Here is a 23,137-nt window from a genome sequence, read left to right as displayed (position 1 = left end):
TCGCGATGTAGCGTAAGCGGAATCGAGATGGGGCTCTGAATAGACAAGAAAATAAAAAAATTCTGGGAGGAATTTGCTATGCTTAACGCAATATTCAGTTCCGTTTTTACAGAAACAACCGCCGCCTTCACCTTTGGTCAGTTCCTTGCCTGCACAGCAGTGTCTCTGATTCTGGGACTGTTGATCGCTGCTGTTTACAGGTACAAAAGCGAATGCACCAAAAGCTTTGCTGTCACGCTTGTTCTGATGCCTGTGATCGTACAGATGGTGATCATGCTCGTCAATGGAAATCTTGGAACCGGAGTCCCTTGATTATACCAGTGTTTTTGACGATATCTTTGCCAGGTATCTGACCCGTTGCGAGCTTGTACAGGTAAAAACCACGAATATGGGAAGTCTTTTCAAGCTGGAGTATCGCATCGTATTCCGCGAGGAAGGCGAAGAGAAAAACATGATTGACCAGCTCCGCTGCAGAAACGGAAACCTTGAAATCCTGTGCAGTCGTGCGCAGACCGGAAGGGAGGAATTATAATGAATCGAAACAGAAAGAAAAAAAACAGAAAAAAAGAGACCGGCGCAGTCGTCAGCCTGCTTCTTGCATCATCGCTGGCCTTTGGCGGATGCGGCACAGCAGTGACATCTTCCAGCTCTGTAAATGCCGAATCTGCCAGTACAGAGTCAACCGGCGAAACATCTGCCGACAACGCGGCGGCCACATCAGAGAGCACAGCTTCGGAAAATGCAATGGAAAGTGCTTCCGATATTAATTTTGACCTGGAACTGACCGAATCCACTATCGACACCGAATTCACAGACCGTGAGAAGAGCGGAAGCTATAAAGCATTAGAAGCCGTAAAAATTACACTTAATAAGACGACAGCTACCGTCTCCGGCAGCGGAGCCAAAGCAGACGGCAGCACAATTACCATCACGGAAGAAGGTGTTTACGTCGTAAGCGGAACACTTGAGGATGGCCAGATTATCGTAGACGCATCCGATTCCGACAAGGTTCAGATCGTACTCGATGGAGTCCATATCAACTGTGAGACGAATGCTGCCATCTACGTTCGCGAAGCGGACAAAGTTTTCATCACGCTTGCTGAAAACAGCAGCAACACGCTTGGCGATGGAAACGGGTACACTCAGATTGACGACAACACGGTAGACGGCATTATCTTCTCCAAATCAGATCTTGTCTGCAACGGGACAGGAAGTCTGACCATCGAGGCAGACTACAAGCACGGGATTGTATCCAAAGATGACCTTGTGATTACCGGCGGAACCTACAAAATCGCCGCTGCGGACAACGGGATCACAGCCAAAGATCAGATTAAAATTCTGGATGGAAGCTTTGATATTGATGCTGCAAACAGTGCGGTCAAAGCGAAGAATACGGATGACACAGAGCTTGGAAATATCTATATTGCCGGTGGAATTTTTACGATCGAGGCGGAACAGGACGGCTTCCATGCAACCGGCAGCATTGTTGTCGATGACGGAACCATCACCGTAAACTCCGGTGATGACGGTTTCCATGCGGATCTCGACACCGTCATTCATAGCGGAACGATCCTTGTTGAAAAAAGCTACGAAGGACTGGAAGGAAAACGCGTTGTGGTCAATGGTGGTGACATTACCATAAACGCCAGCGACGATGGCATCAATGCCGCAAATTCCGGCGACGATGGCGCCAACGCCATAAATCCTGGCGCCAATGCGGCCGGTTCCGGTGACGATGACAGCAATGCCGCAAGCTCAAACAACGATAGCAGTGCTGCCGTAAACTCCGGTGATGATAGCAGCATATCCGGTGCGGCAGACGGAAAGGAACCTCCGCAAATGCCGCCTGATACAGAAAACGGCAGCGATATGCAGCCATCGCAGGACTTCGATCCGGAGAACGCTCCGTCTGGCGGAAATGCGCCGCAGAACTTCGATCCGGGGAATGCTCCGTCTGACGGCGATGCTCCACAGAAGATGCAGGGAGGCCCCGGCGGCGGAGGCAACTCTGAGCTTTACATTAAAATTACCGGCGGAACCCTGACCGTATCCGCCGATGGTGATGGTCTTGATTCCAACGGCAGTCTTCTCGTGACCGGCGGAACTACGATCGTGTACGGGCCGACCAGCGATGGTGACAGTGCCCTCGATTACGACGGAAGTGCAATTGTGACCGGCGGAACCTTAGCTGCTATCGGCAGTGCCGGCATGACGGAAAGCTTCGACGAAGCTTCCACCCAGCCCGTTATCACCTATTACTGTACGGAAACCCAGTCCGCTGACACTATCATCACACTGACAGACAGCGATGGAAGTGCCCTCTTCACGGTCACACCCGAAAAAGCCTACGCCAGCATCGTTTTGACCTGCCCAGAAATGAAACTGGACGCAACGTATACTCTGGCTGCCGGTACCGACAACGAAGAGATCACCCTCACGGACATCATCACCACCGCCGGAACCCGGTCTGTTAAAACGATGAGCGATCCCGAAGGTGGAAAAATGCCAAATAACAGCGACAACAAAGGAACTCCGCCTTCAAAACCAAGCGACACGGCTGAGTGAACCGTTATAGTTCATTCAGCACCGGAACATTTGCTGTTCCGGTGCGTAAGAAAGTGATTCTACCGTGACTGTCTTCCTACTTCCAATTTACCGTATTCTGTGCTAAAATAACCTCACAAGAAAAGAGGTAGAAAAATCATGTATGATAAACTGACCGAAAACGATATTAAAAAAATGCAGGAAGAAATCGACTACCGCAAACTGGTTGTCCGTCCAAAAGAACTCGAGGCTGTAAAAGAAGCCCGTGCCCAGGGCGATCTCAGCGAAAACTTTGAATACAAAGCTGCCAAACAGGACAAAAACCGCAACGAAAGCCGCATCCGCTATCTGGAAAAAATGATCAAAACCGCTCACGTTATTTCAGATACCTCAAAGGACGACGAAGTCGGCATCAACAATACCGTCCAGGTTTACATCGAAGAAGATGATGAGACAGAAACCTACAAACTTGTCACCACCGTTCGTGGTAATTCTCTCAAAGGATACGTCAGTATCGACTCGCCATTAGGAAAAGCCATTCTGGGTCATAAAGTCGGCGACCGCGTCACTGTAAAAGTAAGCGATGCCTATAGTTATGATCTCATCATCAAATCCATCGAAAACACTGCGGATACCGATGATGAGCTCCGCAGCTATTAAAGGACAGAAAGAAAGGAAAATACCAGTCATGGAAAAAATTGCAAGCTTTACGATCGACCATATCAAACTTAAACCAGGCGTCTACGTTTCAAGAAAAGATCATGTGGGTGACAGCGTTATCACAACCTTTGACCTGCGCATGACATCTCCAAACGATGAGCCTGTTATGAATACTGCTGAAGTCCACACCATTGAGCATCTTGGCGCAACGTTCCTTCGCAATCACGAAGAATGGAAAGATAAAACCGTATATTTTGGTCCAATGGGTTGCCGTACAGGATTTTACCTGCTGCTGGCCGGTGATTACAGCTCGAAAGATATCGTTTCACTCGTAATAGAAATGTATGAATTTATCCGCGATTTCAAGGGCGAAGTCCCGGGTGCATCCCCGAAAGACTGCGGAAACTATCTGGATATGAATCTGTCCATGGCAAATTACCTTGGCAAAAAATACCTGGATGAGGTTTTGTACGGAATTGATGAATCCCGTCTCGTCTATCCGGAATAAATTCTAAAAATGGTAACTATTCAGAGCTATACAATTTCGCATGGCTCTGAATAGTTACAAAAAATGAAAGAAAACAGGGGGAAACAGAGTATGAGAACCATGGAAAACGAAAAACTGCGTGTGCAGATCAGCGATCACGGCGCAGAACTTAGCAGCATCTACGATAAAGCGGCTGACCGTGAGGCAGTCTGGATCGGCGATCCGGCCTTCTGGAACCGCCACGCACCGGTCCTGTTCCCGTTCGTCGGAAAAGTAAACGGCGGCTTCTACACCCATAAAGGAGTCAAATACCCGATGGGCCAGCACGGTTTCGCCCGCGACAACGAATTCGAGTGCATCGAAAACACCGAAAACAAAACAGTACACCGCCTGGTATCGACCGAAGAAACAAAAAAAGTCTACCCGTTCGATTTTGCCTTCACCGTAACCCAGGAACTCTCCGGCAGAACCCTGACCATAACCTGGAACGTAGAAAACACCGGTGATGATGATATGTACTTCTCCGTCGGCGGACATCCTGCATTCATGATTCCGGAACAGTATGACATCGTCTTCAACAAAGGCCTGGAAAACCACACCGAGACTGAACTCGAATACGTCCTGATCGACCCGGAAACAGCAGGCGTCGATGTCGCACATCCGAGAAAACTGAAACTTCAGGACGGCAGAATCCCGTACACCAGAACCCTTTTCGACGAGGACGCCCTGATCTTCGACAACACCCAGGTCGAGCGCGTCGGCGTAGAAGTGGATGGAAAACCGTACGTCACTCTCACCTGCAAAGGCTTCCCGAGCGTCGGCGTATGGTCCAAGCCAAAAGCAGATGCCCCGTTCGTGTGCCTCGAGCCATGGATCGGCCGTTGCGACAACGTCGGCTTTGACGGCGAATTAAAAGAAAAATACGGCGAACAGCACCTGAAAGCCGGTGAAACTTTCCAGGCAGGCTACACCATCACCATCGGAGAATAAGGACCCGAAAAAAAAGAAAAACCTCCGAAGTACAGCGAAAAGAACACGATTCCTGTACTTCGGGGGTTGAAATTTTACGGTTTCTTTACTATAATTAGCATCAAACCCAAAAAACGCATGTAGTTCATCATGCACAGAAGAAAAAACAGGAGGGAACGTTCTTGAAAAGAGAAACGGTTATCGTACTTGATTTTGGCGGTCAGTACAATCAGTTAATTGCAAGACGTGTACGTGAGTGCAACGTTTACTGTGAGATTTATTCTTACAAAACAGACATCGAAAAGATCAAAGAAATTCAGCCGAAAGGTATTATCTTCACCGGCGGCCCGAACAGCGCATATCTGCCGGATTCCCCGACTTATACAAAAGAAATTTTTGAACTTGGAATCCCGATCCTCGGCATCTGCTACGGATCACAGCTGATGATGCATCTGCTCGGCGGAAAAGTAGAAGTAGCACCGGTCAGAGAGTATGGAAAGATTGAGGTAACCGTAGATACCAGTTCCGCACTGTTTGAGAACGTATCCGAAAAAACCATCTGCTGGATGAGCCACAACGACTACATCTCCAAAGCAGCTCCGGGATTCGAAATCATCGCCCATACGGATGACTGTCCGGTAGCAGCCGTTGCAAACGTAGAGAAAAACCTCTATGCAACCCAGTTCCATCCAGAAGTTCTGCACACCAAAGAAGGAAAGAAAATGCTTTCCAACTTTGTATACAATGTCTGCCGCTGCGCCGGCGACTGGCACATGGACTCCTTCGTAGAAGAATCCATCAAAGCTATCCGCGAAAAAGTAGGCGACGGAAAAGTCCTCTGCGCACTGTCCGGCGGAGTCGATTCCTCCGTAGCAGCTGTTATGCTTTCCAAAGCAGTCGGAAACCAGCTGACCTGCGTATTCGTAGATCACGGCCTGCTGCGTAAAAACGAGGGCGATGAAGTAGAAGCAGTCTTCGGACCGGACGGTCCATACGACCTGAATTTCATCCGCGTCAACGCACAGGAGCGTTTCTATGCAAAATTAAAAGGCGTAGAAGAGCCGGAGAGAAAACGTAAAATCATCGGCGAAGAGTTCATCCGCGTCTTCGAAGAAGAAGCAAAGAAAATTGGTGCTGTAGACTTCCTGGTACAGGGAACCATCTACCCAGACGTTGTAGAGAGCGGCGTCGGCGGAGAATCCACCGTCATCAAATCCCATCATAACGTCGGAGGACTGCCGGACTACGTAGATTTCAAAGAAATCATCGAGCCGCTGCGCAACCTCTTCAAAGACGAAGTAAGAAAAGCCGGCCTTGAGCTCGGCATCCCGGAATACCTCGTATTCCGTCAGCCATTCCCGGGCCCGGGACTTGGCATCCGTATCATCGGCGAAGTAACCGCCGAGAAAGTCAAAATGGTACAGGACGCCGACGCGATCTGGCGCGAAGAAATCGACAAAGCCGGAATCGCCCACGAAATCGGCCAGTACTTCGCAGCCCTGACCAACATGCGCTCCGTCGGAGTCATGGGAGATGAAAGAACGTATGATTATGCCATCGCCCTCCGCGCCGTCACCACCACCGATTTTATGACCGCCGAAAGCGCCGAAATCCCGTGGGATGTCATCGGAAGAACAACCAGTCGAATCGTAAACGAAGTCAAACACATCAACCGCGTCATGTACGATTGCACCGGAAAACCACCGGCAACGATCGAGTTTGAGTAGCGGACTAAATTGCGAAAAAGCCCATAAATAAAGGCTTTGCGGGCTGTCTGGATGTTCCAGTGGAGTGCAAATGGAGTTAAAAAATATTTTTTTTCTTTGTTTTCTTTCCGGAGTTATCTGAGATTTTCGCAAAAAGTAACTATGCTCAGAAAATATAATTAGTGTGAATATGAAGAACAGTTTGTTTTGATGGAAATATTTTCCGTCAGGGCAGACTGTTTTTTTATACCCTTTTTCAATGATATAAACTCCATGATTCAGAGATAACACATATGGAAACTGTAAAATTAAAATAATTTGCTAAATTTCGGAAAATGATGTCCGATTTTGCATCTGCCAGTACAGAGTATATGAAGAGATAAATATTCAAAATACAGGAGGTACTGATTATGCAGAACAAATTATTTTTAAAGGCAGCTGATATATGTGAACTTCTGGAGGTGAAACAGACATCGGCTTATGAGATCATTGGCAATCTGAATAAGGAGCTGGAAGAACAGGGATATTTGACGCTTAGAGGAAAAGTTCCGACAAAGTATTTTGTGAAGCGTTTCTACGGGGTAGAAGATACCTGTGAGATTCCACAGGAAGAAGGAAAGGAATGGTTTCATGCGTAAAAGAAAAATGTATTTATCAGTGGAAGACATTGCCGAACTCTTTGAGTTATCAGTTTCTTTTGCTTACCGGGTGGTGGAAAGAATGAATGCTGATCTGGCAAGTAAGAACTATTATGTGATTCTCGGTCGGGTGCCAACCCGTTATGTAGAGGACAAGATTTATGGTCTGGAACATGTTGAGCAATATTTGAAGGAGGATAAAGCGATATGAGTATAGTGCAGGAAAAAATGTATATGGATGTGGATGATGTGTGGGCAATTCTTGGTGTTTCTAAAGCGTATGCCTACAATTTGATGCGAGAGTACAACAAGGAGTTGAAAGCAAACGATCAGATGTATATGTACAGACAAAGCCCAAGAGCAGATGAGCGAGTAACAAGTACCGAAGCGAATGCAGTGGTTAAGGATGCAGGAAAGACAGATAGAAAAACGGCACAGCAGAAGCAGATGGTAGATGGAAAAGATAAGAAATTATCCATTCATGAACGGCTTGAAATCAATAAGAAGATTATTCAAGAAAAACAGGGAAAAGATAAGCCGGAGAGAGGAGCTGATTGAGGTGTGAGATAAACAGGGGTGCTAGAATAGCGGATACCAGGCTACTAATGAAGGTGTGGGAAGTTGATTCCTGCATCTTTTTTTAGTGTATAAATAAAGTTTTGCTGTATTTATTTGCGAAAATACAGATTACTTAAGGTGGAAAATAATATTACTTTTTGCTATAATACCGCTATATCATTGGCAGATGTTTAGGTTTTAGATAAACATATACTATAAAATACGGAGGTACAACACGAATTGGATACACAATAAAAAATTTTATTGACTCAAACAAATTCCCAGGGATGAAATTAATTAGTGACAATTCAGGAATCAATAGAGAAATAAGAGGAGTTCGAATTATTGTAGCTCCCAACATGGAAAATTTTCTGGGGGGGGGTGAGTTGCTCCTAACTTCTTTGCCCGCTTATGAAAAACTAGATGATCATATGATGGTAAGTCACTTAAATGAATTAAATAAAAAGCAGATAAGTGGATTTATTGTGAAAAGAAAGCAGAATACAGCTCATTTAAATAAGTTGTTTGAAACTTTGGTATGTTTTTGTGAAGAACACAATATACCTGTTTTGGAACTTCCACAGGATATCAGTTACTGGTTGGTTATTAAGTATGTACTATCTCAAATATGTAGTAATATCGTAGTTGCAAAATTTATTTATTCTAAATTAACTCGAGATGAAATCAGTCAGTATTTTGCTGGAAGAGCTATTAGAGAGAAAGCAATAGAGAAATTGATTTGTGGTCTGGAAACTATGCTTGGAAATCCTGTTGCTTTGTATGACGCACAATTTCATAATATGTATTCAAGTACATCAGAACCAATTGAATTAAAAATTTTAAAGGATAGCCCAAAATATGTGCCTAATATCATTACGCAGCTTGAATATATACGTCAAAAAAGAAATAATGTTGAATATATAAAAGAAATCGACATTTTCGGTCAGAGTAAGTATTATTTGCTAATATCAGAGATAAACGAACCATTAATGGAATTAGATTTTATAACATTAGAGGGGGCAGTTTCAGCTTTATTATATTTTTTAATTCAAAATGAAACGGTAAAGAGTATTGAAAAGAAATATCATAGAGATTTAGAATATCGAATGCTAAATGGATCGCTGTCAGAATCAGAGAAAGAGGATGTTGCAAATCTGCTTGATCTTAATGCAACAGATGAATATCGGGTTATCACATTTTATTTGAAATCTGGAAACAATAAAGAAAATTTCAGTGCTGAACAAAGAAAAGAGACAAAGATTGTAGAAAAAGCAGTTTTAAAATTTCTACCTAAAGAGTATATTTTTTGTAATACAAATCGAATCATATATATTCACAAGGAAAATAAAAAGAAGGAAAACGGGAATTTCGAAGAAAGCTGGAAAAATTTCAAAAAGAAACGCAAGATCAATTGACAGATAGAAAAGAACAATTTGAATTCCTGATTGGGATAGGAAAAAGTGTTAAAGGTTATCATGATTTGAAAGATTCTTTTGAAGATTCTAAAACTGCAATAGAATACATTGATGTCATTAGAAAGATAACAGGTGATATACAGAAGTCAGTAGTGGATTGTTCAAAATTAGGATTCTTTCATGTTTTTACAAATATTAAGGATGAAAAGCAATTAAGAACATATATACCAGATACAGTCCATGAGATTCATCAGTATGATGTTCAGAAAAATGGAGAACTGATTGATACGCTGGAATGCTATTTGAATCATAAACAAAGTATTCGAAAAACTTCAGAGTTAATGTGCGTGCATGCTCGAACAGTTTCATACCGTTTGCAGAAAATAGTAGAATTGACAGGAATGGATTTTGACAATGTGGCTGAGATATTAGCTGTTCGAAACGGAATTATAATATTAAAAATATTGGAATTGTTATAAAAGATAACGAATCACATGGTTAGTGTGGTTCGTTTTTCTTTTTGGAAAAATTCATATAATGGAACACTTCTTGCAAAATACACACACCATATTTGCAAATTTTGTGCATTATAAAAAATAGAAAGAACGATATACTATTATATGTGAAAATAGTATTAAGGAATATTTTTTTGACATAAACTAGTACCTTTAAGGGTTGAGTTACGTAAGAGGTGGAGTTATGGAGCAGGAAAAACCAATGGTTTGCACAGATAAGGACTTTGACAGGTTTTATGTAGCATTAAAATTAAATCTAAAAACAAATAGGTATGAATGCATTTACTCACATAATCAAGAGGTCTTTGAAATAGCAAGGAAGACAGAAGATTATGATACGTTTATTCAGATATATATAGAGAGATTTATTCATGATGCTGATAAATCAAAGCTACGAGATTTCCTGTTAAGCGATAAGTTAACAGAAAATCTGGTTCATGGCTATGCAGAGCAGGATATCGTATACCGCAGAATAGAGAGTGAAAAATCTTATATAAAGATGAGGGCTAAGAAATATGTGGATATAAAAGATAATATAGCAATGATTACATTACATAATGTAAAAAGAACCTACAGATCCGTAATGGAAATGAAACGAGAACTCCAGAAGAACGAGCGCGATAAGACCAAGCAATATTGGAATATGGTGTCATTATTGTCTACAGTTCTGGATCATAATAATTTATCAGAAGCGGAAAACCAGGACAATATTATTTTCTTTACAAAGCAGATGTATCTCCAACTGCAGAAAAATTATCCGGAATATGGAATTACAGACGAAGAAGTAGAAGCTGTATCACATTTGGCGCCAATTCATGATATTGGAAAAATCAGGGTGCCTGTTGAAATTCTGAACAAAAATGGCAGGCTGACAGATGAAGAGATGGAAACCGTGAGACAACATCCACTGGTTGGAGCTGAAATGACAAAGAAGTTTCCAAAAGGTCTTACTATAGACAAATTAAATGCGCTTAGTTATGAAATCTGCAGACATCATCATGAACGATATGACGGAGCTGGGTATCCGGATGGTTTGCATGGAGAAGAAATTCCTCTTTGTGCACAGGTTGTGGGACTGGCTGATGCATATGATGCCTTAATCAGTCCTCGCCCCTATAAAAGTAAACTGACTCATGGAGAAGCATTGCAAATGATCCTGAACGGGGAATGTGGCTCGTTCTCCCAACCGCTGCTTCATTGTTTTCTGGAAGCGGCAATGCAGAAGGAATGGATAAAAAAGGCAGATAGCTAAGAAAATGAAAATATGTTTTTAGGAGGAATTTGTGTGAAGAGGAAAAAGAGATGGCTAAGATGGATAGCCTGGACACTTTTATTGGTTTTGTGCATGAATAGCGCAGGAACGACAGTTTTGGCAGTTTCAGTGGAAGAAGAGAATATTCCAAATATAAATAGTACTCAAGAGGGTGAACTGCACACAGAAGAATCTATTCCTGAGGAAAGTACATCATTGTCGGAAGAGACGTCGAAAGAAGAAAATACTTCGCCATCAGAAGAGACTCCTGGAGAGGAAATCACCCCGCCATTAGAAGAGATTCCGGAGGAAGAAATTACTCCATCCCCGGGAGAGTTTTCAGAAGAAGAAAAAGCCGTTGAGGAGCAGATTGCACAAGAGGAATCACCAAGGCTTCAGGAGATTTCCGAAGGATTTGATATTGATTTCTATGTTATTATTGATGGAAACAAGGTAAAGCTTCAGCATAATGACATTACCGGCATTGCAACATGGAAAGACGGAAGAACTACCTACTATGGTGTTTCCATTGAGGACCTGCTCCTGATATATGAAGAATTTGGATTTGTAAAAAACAGCGATGGTCAGAATCCAGATGCAAAAAATAAGTTTGTATCTGCATACCGGGGAAAAAGCAGGATAGAATACGGAAAAGTTTATACAGACACAGAATCCGGAAAGACATATGTTTCTTACAATGATGGACAGAATAAACAAGGGGAAGCGATAGATGTTTACTACCTTCCAAATGGAAAAGGCCTTGCATTAAATTTAAAAGATTCTGTAAAAAAGGACAACTCGTTTTATTCCGTAGAGGTAAAGGGAGAAGGGCAGGATCGGATTCGTTATGCATTAACAGGAACTGTAGTGGAAGAAGTTGTGTCTGACTTTAATCCACAATTGCCGGATCAGACAGACCAGATCGAATGGACCTGTATGGGAACAGATGATAAGGTAATAGATGGTGTACGGGAATCAGGGAACCGGACAAGGTTCTCAATCGGAAAGATCACACAGTCTTATGTGCTCCAGAGAGCGGACCAGACAGCCTTTGATATTCAGTTTTATATATATGCAGACAATGAGGTTCGAAAGCTGCCGGCTGATTCACTGAAAAAAGTGTATAAATGGAACCGTCAGGGCAGATGCTATTTATCTGTCAGTGATCTTGCTGAGATTTATAAAGAGTTCGGCTTGAATGCAGAGGAAACACAGTCCGGAAATTATTTTCCATATACAGTCCGTGGTGAGAAGACATTAGCACAGGCGACAGTGGTAACTTATAAAGGACAGCAATATGTATCCTACACCCTGGACAATCAGGACACAACGGTACCGACAGATGTTTACTATATGCCAAAAGGAGCATCTGATGGCGAAAAAATTCCGGATAATGATTCAGACCAGATTAAGCAGAATGAGAACAGTTTCTATTCGGTTACAGTGATCAATCCGGATGGAAATCGAACTGTGAGTTACTATAAGAAAGATTCTGCGGTCACAATTTCCGTTGATCCAGGAGATACGAAGGAAAGCGACTGGCTTTGTGCCAGTGAGGATGAAAATAAAACAATTGCTCCGGTGAAACAGGGCGATAAACTAACCTTTTCTATTGGAAAGATAGAGCAACCATATACGGTTGCATGCAACACTTTTGCACCAGCAACCTTGAACATTAAATTCTATACTTTTGTAAATAATGAGAGATATAATGTTCTAAACGAAGAAATTCCTGTTATAAAAGATACTACAACAAAGCCGGGAACAGTTTATTATTATATTTCTAATGATGAGTTAAAAAAGCATTTTGAAAAATTTCATTACGATGGTTCTATTCAAAATGGAGCAAAAGAGCGTTTTTATTATTCCAAGAGAGATTACGATACAATCCATAATGCAGGGAAATACACGATAGAAGGTCATGAATGTATTTATATAGGAAAGTCCGGAGAGCCGATGGATGTGTATTACCTGCCAGACGGACAGAAGAATATTCCCACAATGAGTGCAAAGACCTTACTAGAACACGACGATGATAGATATGACGGTTTTTACAGTGTGACAGTACAGGATGAAGATGGACAGGTTTACAGCCAAACAGCTTTGCGTGATCTTCCGGCAATTGATTTTGTTGCAAGAAAGTCGTCACTTACAAGAACAGTTAGTACAAAGCCGCGTGTAGAAGAACAAACGCAGGATATAAACTGGGAATGCAGAAAGGAAGATGGTACTCTTTCAGAAGTTACATGGAGCAAAAATGAAGCAGAGCATACCATGAGCTTTACTATTCAGCCAGATGATGCAGTACGTCCATATGTGATTGTTCCTGATAATACAGAAAAACCGGCAGCAATAAAAGAAGCAAATATCAGTTTTTATGTATTTATCGATGGACATTATAAGCTGATAAAGAACCTCAATGCTGAGCAGCATTACATAATCAAAGCAAACAGTGGCCGAGCCAGTCGTTATTATTTGCGAGCTAAACCAGATGATACGATTTCTAAAATTTACAGTGAGTTTGGTTTCACTCCGAGCAAGCTGGAGCCCGGCGCAGATCAGAAAGAGAAGATTCTGTTTGGTTATGCGACAGACAGCCGTGTGTTTGTACAGCATCCTTATAAGGACAACGATGGTACATGGTATATTCCTGTCCTGAAAAACGGGAAAGATGTATCTGTCTATTATTTCTCACAGCCAAACCCACTGAATCCAGACAGAATCGAAAATTATTTTGATCGTTTGACAGGACTTTCTTCTCAAGTTGGGCTGGCAGGAAGACATTTCAGTGTAGAGGGAAGTTTTCATCTGATTGAAGTGTTGGATCCACTGAACCTGACCAAAAGAGAGGCGATTAAGAGACAGTATGTAGGCCATGGGGAAGCATATACTGTGGAAGTACCAAAGAGGGCAAGTTTAGAAGGTGAGTATTATGGCAAGGAGATTGTCTGGAGTTGTACATCTAATGACAGGGACGAAAATGAGGTTCTTCCGGAACCGTCCGGAGATGATAAGGTAAAATTTGAAATTCCAAATGTTAACTCATCTTATGAGGTGATCGCAGACAAACCGCTGGAGTCTGGGGCAGTCAGGGTTATCTATAATACAACTCGTTATATGAAGAAACTTCCTAAGGAAGCTAAGTTGACCCCTCAGGTTGAGAATAAGACAAGACATACAGATGATTATGAGAATGAAATAGAAGCTGGAAAACATAACGTTAAGTCACCATATCCTCTGGTTTATGATCATGAAGATAATGACAGCAAAGAGTTGGAACAGTATGAATTCGATCATTGGGATTACAGAAACAAAGACGGAAAGTGGCAGGAATGCGGTGCAGGGGATTCTATTTCTGATCTTATAAATAATAATGCAAGACAGCCAATCACCCTCTATGCAGCGTGGCGTAAGGTGAGTAACCAAAATCGAAAACAGGTACAGTTTTATATCTGTAAGTCAGCGATGCCGGAAGATGGTTCGGTAGCATTACCAACCACGAATGTAGACGATTATACAAGTGCGGTTGCCGTGGCAAACTGTAATGTGAAGGCAAGTATATTGCATGATGTTCCAGTTCTTGGAAATAAGAATCCATCTACGTGGGAACAGTATGCGGATGGAAATAAGAGAGTGCAAGAACTTTTGCAGGGAACTAAACCAGATGAGGGATATATTGGAAATGGAGACTATATCTACAAGATAGATAGAATTCCTTCCGATGAAGAGGTATTCCAGACAATTCGTGAAAGCGGACGTATGATTCGTATCGGAGACAGGGAGATTCCGCCATCGAAATTAGATACCGAATTCTTCACCATTTATTGGTATTCTTTCAAAAGTGAAATGTCCGATGGGTGGCATATTGACGGACGTATTGTAGCAAAAAATGGTTACCTGACAGTAAAGAAAGATTTTGTCGGAATGCCGGAAGCAATAGAGGAAGTCAAGAAAGATTATTATATCCAGGTAGATATGGATGAAAAGCTTTTAGATGGAAAACCGCAGCCACCTGCATTTCATGAGCATATGAAACTTGTGCTTCCTTCAGAAGATAGCCAGAAACCGGATGCAGAAGCTCCGCAAGCGGAGGATGCTCCAATAGAAGTTGTAGGTACATGGACAGATGAAACACATACAAGCTGTACGTGGATCGTTAAGGCGGACTCATTCTGGAAATACACATTAAAAGAGTACAACTATAAGCCAAAAGATTCGAATGTGAAATTTTCAGGTTGGTACAATGTTCGCAATTCTCATGAAGAAGGAGATAATGTAAATTCATGGGAAGCATATCCAGAAAGTGGAATTAAATTCACAGGACGTGGAATTGGACGCGGTGGTGAAACTCTTACTATTGAATTGGAGAACCGTTATCAGAAAGAGGGAATACTCACACTGAACAAATTTGATGAGTCTACCGGACAAGGAATGGAGAAGATCAATTTTGCTGTTAGTAAGAACGGTGTTGAGGAGGAAGCGGTAACAACTGATAAATACGGAATCGCACAACTTCATATTCCGTTACAAGATGAGAACAAACAGAATCGAACAGCAACTGAGACGTATTTGTTGCGAGAGACAAACTTACCGACGGGATATGTAGACACAGGAGATATACAGATCACAGTTGAGATTGCCAATGGAGCATTCAAAATCACTGATGCAAAACTGGTGGATAGGAAGGCTAACGAAAATCAGGAGGCTGTTAAGGCACCAGTTGATGGTAAGATAGACGGAAAATCTGTTCTGCTTCAGCGGGGAGATACCAGCCTTAATATCCGAAATTTTGCTAAAACAGGCACTCTGCATATCAAAAAGACATGGGAAAATCCAAATGATGCACTGACGGAAAAACAGGTGAAAATCAGATTGTATCAGAATGGAATTTCTACAGGACAGGAATTCCTGCTGAATGAAGAGAACGGATGGGAACACACAGTCGACAATGTTCCACTATTCCAGGACAGAAATCCGGTGGAATATAAGGTGGAAGAAATTGAGATAGGAAAGACACATTATTCTTCGGAATACGGGGATGGTTTCCTATATTATGAAGTTATTTATCCAGAGATTCAGTATTTCGATTCAAATGGACAACAAATATTCCCGAAGGATGAGAATGAGTTCAAGGATGTTTCCAAGATGGAACTGGAAGTGCAGAATCTGCATTTCAATCTTGCTGAACGAAGTTTCTTAAAGACGGATGATCTTCCAAGAAACCGACTTGCTGGTGCAGGTTTTCTGTTCTACAAAGTACCGTATGATGATGTTACGAAAGAATATGCGGATGATACAGGATATACAGTAGATTATGACAATACACAGAGCAAGGACGATATCGTTCTGAAAAAGGATGGTCAGAAGTGTAATCCTGATTTTGACTTGCAACTGACTGATGAGAATGGAATGCTTCAGTTATCGGAGGAGATACCAGATGGCAGATACTGGATGGTAGAATCTGTTACTCCGAACAAAAAGAACAAAGCAGATAAAACCAAAACACAGTATCAGGATAACTTTAATTTATATATGGTCGATGTAGAATCCGATATTTTATTCCTATATGAGAAATCACCGACGACAAATACCTGGAGAGCTGTTTCGGACAGACATATCGTCAATCATCCGCAAAAAGGCGGGGTGACGGTTGAGATTACAAAGGAAGTCACTGGTCCACTTGGAAACCGCAAGAAGCCATTTGATATGGAAATTCTCTATTGGGAAGATGGTCAAAAGCTGCGTAGTAAGACACTTAGAACATCCTTGAAACATGGAGATAAAGTTACATTACAAAATGTAGATATATCTTCGGATATCATAATAACAGAAACTGTTGATACATCAAAATACGCTGTTTCGATTTCTAAAAAAGAAGAGAATGATAAGTATTCAAATCCAGTTCAGGCAACATCGAATGAAAATACGGCTGTCATGAAACAGCGGATTGAGGCTGCACGAGGAGATGTGATTGAGTTAAAAATCACAAACGAAAACACACAATCAATACCGGAAACAGGGGTTCGTCTGGGAACAAGCAGGCATGTATGGCTATTACTCGCTATAAGTATCGTTATGGTTCTGTTTTTCTGGAGAAGACGGAAAATGGAATAGACACTGCTATGGAACAAAACTTGCAAAAATACATCCGCCTTTTTACATGTTTGTTGCATTGGAATAAAAAAATAAACCACTATAATAAAGGGTACAAACTAGTACCGTGGATGTCTGAGTTGACCTAAAACAAATAAATCCCCTAGAAGGGTTATGGGCATCCATTTTTATGGAAGGATAGGATGAAGAACGAAACTGAACGGTCAAATAAAAACAACAATATAATACAGGAAACATCTGTAGCACAGGATATTGTTCAGTTGTTATTGAAGATTGCATTTATTATCTTAGCAGTATTTCTTATTTTTACATTTCTCTATGGAATTGTAAGAATAAATGATGTCTCCATGAAACCGGCAATCAAAGACGGTGATCTGGTCATGTATTACCGATTGGATAAAAGGTTTATCTCCGGTGATGTTGCAGTGTTTGAAGCTGATGGCAGAACCACGACCGGACGTGTTGTGGCAGTAGCAGGAGACACCGTTGACATTACAAAAAACGGACTGAAGATAAATGGTGCAGAACAGATATCTCAGGACATTTACTTTGATACCACCCAATTCAAAGATGGAGTGGATTTCCCGGTCACAGTCGGGAGCGGCCAGGTATTTATACTTGGAGATAACAGGCCTCAGGCATCGGACAGCCGAATTTATGGCTGCATTGATATAAAAGATGTCAAAGGAAAAGTCATCGCGATTATTCGGAGCAGGGGAATTTAATTACCAGAGCCGTTAATCAAATAAAAAACAAAATAATTTACAAGGGAGGAACTAAAATGAGCATGAAAAAATTCACTAAGAAAATGCTCGCAATTGTCGCAGCAGGTGCTATGACAATGGGAATGGCAATGCCGGCAATGGCAGCGGATCAAACAACGACAGACACAAAAAATAATGCAAAGGAAGCCTATATCAGCAAGACCTACAACACTGAGGTGGGAAAAGCAGAGACATTTAGCTTTACTGCTACACAGATTATGGAGGGGGATGATGTAATACATACTGCTCATGCTGTTGAAATACCAACAATCAGTTTTGAAACAACTGATCTTGGTACAACTACAAAAACTAAGAAAATTAATTTAGTAGGCACTGATTTTCCTGAAGCTGGTAGATATTCCTATACAGTAGAAGAGAACGAAACGGCTAATCCGTCTGTTACAGAGACAGCATATGAAAAACTGATTATGTCCGATGCTGAGTATAGAATGGATGTATATGTTGTTGAGAAAACTGGTGGAACACTTGAAATTGATAAGATCATTGTAAATAAGACAAAAGATGACAAAGGTAAAGCAACAACAGGTAAAGTAGATATTGGTGGTGATGCAAGCAAGAATGGTTTCAACTTTGTCAACACCTATGTACAGGAAGCTGGTACAGGTGAGAAACCAGATCCGAATAAGCCAGATCCTGACTATAAAACAAACGGTGCATTGAACGTATCCAAGAAGGTTATTCAGAATGTAACAGATGCCGAAAAATCTCTTCCAACTGAGAAATTCGACTTTACTGCAAAATTTGAATTCCCGGCAGGAACAGATGCAAAAACACTTGGCGGTGTAAAAGACAAAGATGGTAAAGATGTTACGTTAGACGCGACTGGACAATGTACATTCCAGCTGGGAAATGGCGAGAACATGAAATTCACAGGTCTTCCAGTAGGAACAACGATTACCGTAACTGAGGCTGCAAAAGCAAACTACAAGGGAAGCACTGTAGTTACACTTAATGGTGTGGAGACATCTAAAGCAGCACAAAAATACAATGAAGCAATTACAGCCAGTGGTAAACTCGGCCAGAAAAAGAACATTGTTGACGTAACCAACAGATTCAACAACGTACCAACAACTGGTATTATCATGAACACTCTTCCATACGTTCTGATGGTTGCTCTTTGTGCTGTAGCACTGTTTGGATTCGTTGCTTTCAAACGCAAAAAAGTACAGAAATAATTACATAAAATCATAAAAGTAACAGCAAAGGGAATGCGTGCGGCGATACTCCGTCGCATTCCCTTTTGCAATAAGAAAGGAAACTTCAGGAATATTTCATATGAAAAAAGCAGCAAAGTTTTTAGTCAAAATAGTCGATCATATGGTGAATTTTATAGCGTTATTGCTGATTCTTATGGTAATGTTCCTGTCATGCTATATGTTATGGGATTCCAATCAGGTATATCAGGCGGCTGATGCGAAGAACTACGAAGCCTATATTCCAACAGAAAAACATACGAAATCTTTTGAAGAATTGCAGAAAATCAATCCGGATATTATTGGCTGGATTCGAATAAATGAAACAAACGTTAATTATCCGCTGCTTCAGGCAGAAGATGATGATACTTATATGAATACGGATGCCGAAGGCAAATATTCTTTAAGTGGTTCCATATTTTTGCACTGTGCAAACAAACCGGATTTTTCCGATTTTAACAATATGATTTATGGACACCATATGGAAAAACACATGATGTTTGGAGATGTGGGGCTATTCGCAGATAAGGAGTATTTTGACGAACATCCATACGGAAATCTTTTTTTTGATGGAAAAGATCATGGAATTGAATTTTATGCATTGATTCAGGCAGATGCTTATAATGAGCGGCTGTTCAGTGTCAGTTCAGAGGAACCGGCAGCAAAACAGGCGTATCTGCAGGAAATATCGGACAATGCTTTACATAAAAGAAACATTGAACTTACTGAAAATGACCATTTGGTTCTTCTGATAACATGTACCTCAGACATGACAAATGGAAGAAATATATTAGTAGGAAGGCTTACGGATCAGGTCTATCCTGAGAAAGAGAAAGCCAAGAATCTGGGAACTGGAATTGATAAATTGAAAGAAAAGATGATTCAGGTGCCGGTTATCTACTGGATACTTTTGCTAATTATCGTTCTATTGCTGATAGATAGAAAATTAAAGAAGAAGGGAAAGAAAAAACATGAAAATTCTTGATTTAAAGAAAACAGCTGTCATATTGGTGACTATGCTCCTTTTTCTGAGCATGCAGATATCAGCGTTTGCATCTGATAACTGTACTGTAGTGAAAATTCCGGTGAGACAGATCTTTGACAGTGAAGTGGAAGGCATTGCAGATGAATTTTCTTATATTATGACAACCGATCAAAGCGACGCACCAATGCCAGCCGGAAGCCGCAATATGCAGTATTCCTGGACAATGGAAAAGAATGCAGCAACAGAGATTATACTGAATGTAAAAACAGCAGGACAGTATCATTATAACATTTATCAGACGACAGAAAAAAAGGATGATTATAAATATGATCAAAACAGGTACTATGTGACTGTCGAGGCTTACTATAATGAATCGAATCAGTTAAAAGTTGTCACAATTGTAGCAAATGAGAAGGGGGAGAAAATAGAAGCGATCTCTTTTAAAAACAGTTATATGGGAGAAGAAAAGCCGAATCTAACACAGCCCTCAAACCCGTCACAACCATCTGGTCCGTCCTATTCGGATGGATTAGGAAAAACCAATAGCGTAAAGACTGGAGATGACAGTCCTGTTATGGGATATTTCTTATTGCTGTTTGGTTCACTGATTTGTCTAAGTGTTTTAATCCATAAAAAACAGAAAAGAAATAAGGGAGAATCACAAGATGAGGCATAATATATGGAAAAAATACATAAAAATTTTATGTTCTTGGATTTTGATTCTTTCTATATGTTTTTTATCCTTAAATGTAGTAGTTGAAGCATCAGGCACAGATATGGAAATGAAAGGTTATACAATATCCCGAATTTATTAGACTTGAGGCGATAAAAGATGAAGCGCAAGGATAATAATTCGGGATTTTTCCTGTTTTGGAGAGGAGCAATTATGCAATTAAAAATTACAACGGATTATGCGATCAGAATAGTATATTATCTGGCTTGTCGTGGTGAAGTAATCACTGCGTCTGAGTTAGCTTACGAATTAAAGATTCCAGAAAGCTATATTCCAAAGATCACAAAAAAATTAAAAGAAGCGAATATAATTACAGCTTGCGAAGGAATAAAAGGTGGGTATTCACTTGTGAAAAAAACAGAAGATATTTCTCTGTTTGACATAATATCCTCCACGGAAGTAACCATGAAATTAAATCGTTGTTTAGAAGAGGATGGGTTTTGTTCCAGAAATGCAACAGAGCATTGTAAAGTACATAAAATATTGCTGGATGTGCAGCAAACTTATGACAATCTACTAAAGGGCATAAAGGTCTCGGAGATTATAAAACCAGATGCCGATGAGTTATCAGAATAGCTAAGAAAACAAACTAGAGAATATGAAAAACAATTATAGAAATAACTCCACCAATATATTAAAATAGATATAGCATAACATAATAAGGCAAAATAAAGATAAATCAAATCAATTGTAAAAGGAAGGGAATACAAATGGGGTATACAGTAAAGGACTTGCTTGAATCAAACAATTTCTCGGAAATGCAACTGATAAGTGATGATTCTGGAATTGGTCGTGAAATTAAAGGAGTCCGAATCATTGAAGTGCCAGATATGGAAAAATTCCTGGGGGGGGGTGAGCTGCTCCTGACAAGTATGCGAGCCTATGAAGCCACAGAGGAAGATGTTTTTTTGCATCATTTAAAAGAATTGGATAAAAAGCAGATAAGTGGATTTATAGTAAAGTGCTGTCAGAGAACTGAACACCTGAAAAGACTGTTTGATATTTTAATGGAATTTTCGCAGGAACATCATTTGCCCGTGATAGAAATTTCTGAGGATTTGTATTTTTGGGGGATTATTAAGCATATACTACTTCAGTTGTGTGATATTGAAACTGCAAAACTGAAATATTTTAAGATGACACATGATAATTTAAGTAATATTTTACTGAACGTGATAGATTCAAGGGAATCTATAGAGAGAATATTTTTCTTGATCAGTACCATGCTCGGGAATCCGGTCGGTTTATATAACGCAGATGGAACCTGTCTTTTTTCAAGTAATTCGGAAACACAGGATTTTAGAATTGAAAAAAATATTGCGGAATATAAGTCTGGAATTATAACCAGATATCAATATTTGTGTCAAAAAAGAAAAAATACTAACTATATTGAATATATTAAGAAGCTCAATATATTTGAAAGACAGGAAATGTATTTTGTTGTTTCAGAACAGAATGAACCATTGAGGGAATTAGATTTTATCGCGTTAGAGAATATTATCATTACATTACAGTTTAGTTTGATCAGACATGTATTAGAAGAGAATCTTGAAAAACGACATCTAAGAGATTTGGAATATCGTATGCTGAATGGTTCGCTGTCAAATGATGAAGAAAATGAAGTTGCAGGTATGCTTGGTCTTAATGATGCAGAGATATATCGGGTTGTCACTTTCCGTATGGATGCAATAAAGAATATGGAAAAATTTACCAATGCCCAGATAAAAGAAACAGAATTGGTCGAAAACGAAATTATACGTTATTTACCGAGGGAGCCTATTTTTTTGCAAACCAACCAGATTGTATATATTCACAGAGAAACGGAACGGGAAACCGGATTGGAATTTCGTAAAAAACTGGAGAAACTGCAGAAAACGATACAAGAATTTCTAGTTAATAGGGGAGTTGAAATAGATTTTCTGATTGGTATAGGTAAAACTGTCACAGGATACCATGAATTGAAGGAGTCTTTTAAATCTTCTAAAATTGCGCTTAAATATATTAAAGTTATTAGACGAATAATCGGAGACGAGGATAAGTCAGTTATAGATAGTACAAAGGTAGGATTCTTTTATCAGATACTGGAAAAGATGAAAGATATAAATCAGTTGCAAGCGTTTATACCGGAGTCATTGAATAAACTTCGCCAGTACGATATTCAGAAAAATGGAGAGCTGGTTGATACATTGGAATGTTATCTGAATGTCAACCAAAGCTTAAAAAAGACTTCTGAATTAATGTTTATTCATTATCGAACTGTTTCATATCGTTTGCAGAAAATAATAGAAATAACGAATATAGATTTTAATAATCCAGCAGAAGTGCTTAGTGTTCGAATTGGATTGATAGCAATTCGAGTTCTTGAAGTAATGTAGAATTTTTAAGAATCTTTTGGAGAGGCAAAGATGAGATTCATAATATTAAAAATATTGGAATTGTTATAAAAGATAACGAATCACATGGTTAGTGTGGTTCGTTTTTTTGTCCATTAATCGTAAGTGCAAAATAATTCGACGGATTGTGTTGCCCCAAAAAATATCCCATAATAATCAATAGAGAATGCAAGCATTTTACTTCATCTTT

Annotated in this window: 20 protein-coding genes; all 20 read left to right on the top strand. The window is 40.4% G+C overall.

Annotated features, from left to right (window positions below; genetic code table 11):
* Positions 1–78 precede the first annotated feature (78 nt).
* Complete coding sequence (locus tag DWX26_RS17825; RefSeq protein ID WP_330422975.1) at positions 79–312, top strand: hypothetical protein; 234 nt, start codon at positions 79–81, stop codon at positions 310–312.
* Positions 284–532 carry a hypothetical protein gene (locus tag DWX26_RS17820; protein WP_330410107.1) on the top strand — a complete coding sequence of 83 codons (249 nt, stop codon included), beginning with the start codon at positions 284–286 and terminating at the stop codon, positions 530–532. Before DWX26_RS17825 ends, DWX26_RS17820 begins: the two co-directional genes overlap by 29 nt.
* Positions 532–2,565, top strand: a complete 2,034-nt coding sequence (locus tag DWX26_RS02280) for a carbohydrate-binding domain-containing protein (RefSeq protein WP_118600683.1) — start codon at positions 532–534, stop codon at positions 2,563–2,565. Before DWX26_RS17820 ends, DWX26_RS02280 begins: the two co-directional genes overlap by 1 nt.
* A gap of 138 nt (positions 2,566–2,703) precedes the next feature.
* Positions 2,704–3,204: a GreA/GreB family elongation factor gene (locus tag DWX26_RS02275; protein WP_022462124.1), complete on the top strand. Its 501-nt coding sequence runs from the start codon at positions 2,704–2,706 to the stop codon at positions 3,202–3,204.
* A 28-nt stretch (positions 3,205–3,232) separates the two neighbouring features.
* Entirely contained in the window at positions 3,233–3,712 is a 480-nt protein-coding gene (locus DWX26_RS02270) for an S-ribosylhomocysteine lyase (RefSeq protein ID WP_118595116.1), read from the top strand.
* Positions 3,713–3,802: 90 nt separating this feature from the next.
* A complete protein-coding gene (locus DWX26_RS02265; protein WP_118600681.1) occupies positions 3,803–4,681 on the top strand; it encodes an aldose 1-epimerase family protein in 879 nt (292 codons plus the stop codon).
* A 161-nt stretch (positions 4,682–4,842) separates the two neighbouring features.
* Positions 4,843–6,387 (top strand): glutamine-hydrolyzing GMP synthase, encoded by a 1,545-nt coding sequence (gene guaA / locus DWX26_RS02260; protein WP_055218727.1) that lies wholly within the window; start codon positions 4,843–4,845, stop codon positions 6,385–6,387.
* Between the two features lie 389 nt (positions 6,388–6,776).
* Positions 6,777–7,004 carry a hypothetical protein gene (locus DWX26_RS02255; RefSeq protein WP_008705329.1) on the top strand — a complete coding sequence of 76 codons (228 nt, stop codon included), beginning with the start codon at positions 6,777–6,779 and terminating at the stop codon, positions 7,002–7,004.
* On the top strand, positions 6,997–7,215 hold the full coding sequence (locus tag DWX26_RS02250; protein WP_055227196.1) for a hypothetical protein: 219 nt from the start codon (positions 6,997–6,999) through the stop codon (positions 7,213–7,215). The genes DWX26_RS02255 and DWX26_RS02250 overlap by 8 nt, the downstream gene beginning before the upstream one ends.
* Positions 7,212–7,562 carry a hypothetical protein gene (locus DWX26_RS17815; RefSeq protein ID WP_242856687.1) on the top strand — a complete coding sequence of 117 codons (351 nt, stop codon included), beginning with the start codon at positions 7,212–7,214 and terminating at the stop codon, positions 7,560–7,562. The genes DWX26_RS02250 and DWX26_RS17815 overlap by 4 nt, the downstream gene beginning before the upstream one ends.
* A gap of 215 nt (positions 7,563–7,777) precedes the next feature.
* Entirely contained in the window at positions 7,778–8,977 is a 1,200-nt protein-coding gene (locus tag DWX26_RS02240) for a PucR family transcriptional regulator ligand-binding domain-containing protein (protein WP_330421810.1), read from the top strand.
* Positions 8,974–9,456 (top strand): PucR family transcriptional regulator, encoded by a 483-nt coding sequence (locus tag DWX26_RS02235; RefSeq protein ID WP_158579541.1) that lies wholly within the window; start codon positions 8,974–8,976, stop codon positions 9,454–9,456. The genes DWX26_RS02240 and DWX26_RS02235 overlap by 4 nt, the downstream gene beginning before the upstream one ends.
* 220 nt (positions 9,457–9,676) lie before the next feature.
* The gene (locus DWX26_RS02230; RefSeq protein ID WP_118600675.1) at positions 9,677–10,744 is read left to right on the top strand and encodes an HD-GYP domain-containing protein; all 1,068 of its coding nucleotides are present in this window, start codon (positions 9,677–9,679) and stop codon (positions 10,742–10,744) included.
* 33 nt (positions 10,745–10,777) lie between these two features.
* Positions 10,778–16,858 carry a Cna B-type domain-containing protein gene (locus tag DWX26_RS02225; protein WP_243030483.1) on the top strand — a complete coding sequence of 2,027 codons (6,081 nt, stop codon included), beginning with the start codon at positions 10,778–10,780 and terminating at the stop codon, positions 16,856–16,858.
* Between the two features lie 182 nt (positions 16,859–17,040).
* A complete protein-coding gene (gene lepB, locus DWX26_RS02220; RefSeq protein ID WP_118600671.1) occupies positions 17,041–17,583 on the top strand; it encodes a signal peptidase I in 543 nt (180 codons plus the stop codon).
* A gap of 56 nt (positions 17,584–17,639) precedes the next feature.
* Positions 17,640–18,818 carry a DUF7601 domain-containing protein gene (locus DWX26_RS02215; RefSeq protein ID WP_118600669.1) on the top strand — a complete coding sequence of 393 codons (1,179 nt, stop codon included), beginning with the start codon at positions 17,640–17,642 and terminating at the stop codon, positions 18,816–18,818.
* Positions 18,819–18,918: 100 nt separating this feature from the next.
* Entirely contained in the window at positions 18,919–19,821 is a 903-nt protein-coding gene (srtB, locus tag DWX26_RS02210) for a class B sortase (protein WP_199671264.1), read from the top strand.
* On the top strand, positions 19,808–20,497 hold the full coding sequence (locus tag DWX26_RS02205; RefSeq protein WP_055227179.1) for a Spy0128 family protein: 690 nt from the start codon (positions 19,808–19,810) through the stop codon (positions 20,495–20,497). The genes srtB and DWX26_RS02205 overlap by 14 nt, the downstream gene beginning before the upstream one ends.
* A 156-nt stretch (positions 20,498–20,653) precedes the next feature.
* Entirely contained in the window at positions 20,654–21,130 is a 477-nt protein-coding gene (locus DWX26_RS02200; RefSeq protein WP_082424891.1) for an RrF2 family transcriptional regulator, read from the top strand.
* 134 nt (positions 21,131–21,264) lie between these two features.
* On the top strand, positions 21,265–22,929 hold the full coding sequence (locus DWX26_RS02195) for a PucR family transcriptional regulator (RefSeq protein ID WP_118600667.1): 1,665 nt from the start codon (positions 21,265–21,267) through the stop codon (positions 22,927–22,929).
* The last annotated feature ends 208 nt before the right edge of the window (positions 22,930–23,137 follow it).

The organism is Blautia sp. AF19-1 (assembly GCF_003479155.1).
GTDB classification, from domain to species: Bacteria; Bacillota; Clostridia; order Lachnospirales; family Lachnospiraceae; genus Fusicatenibacter; species Fusicatenibacter saccharivorans.
This window is presented reverse-complemented; position numbering and strand designations above follow the sequence as displayed.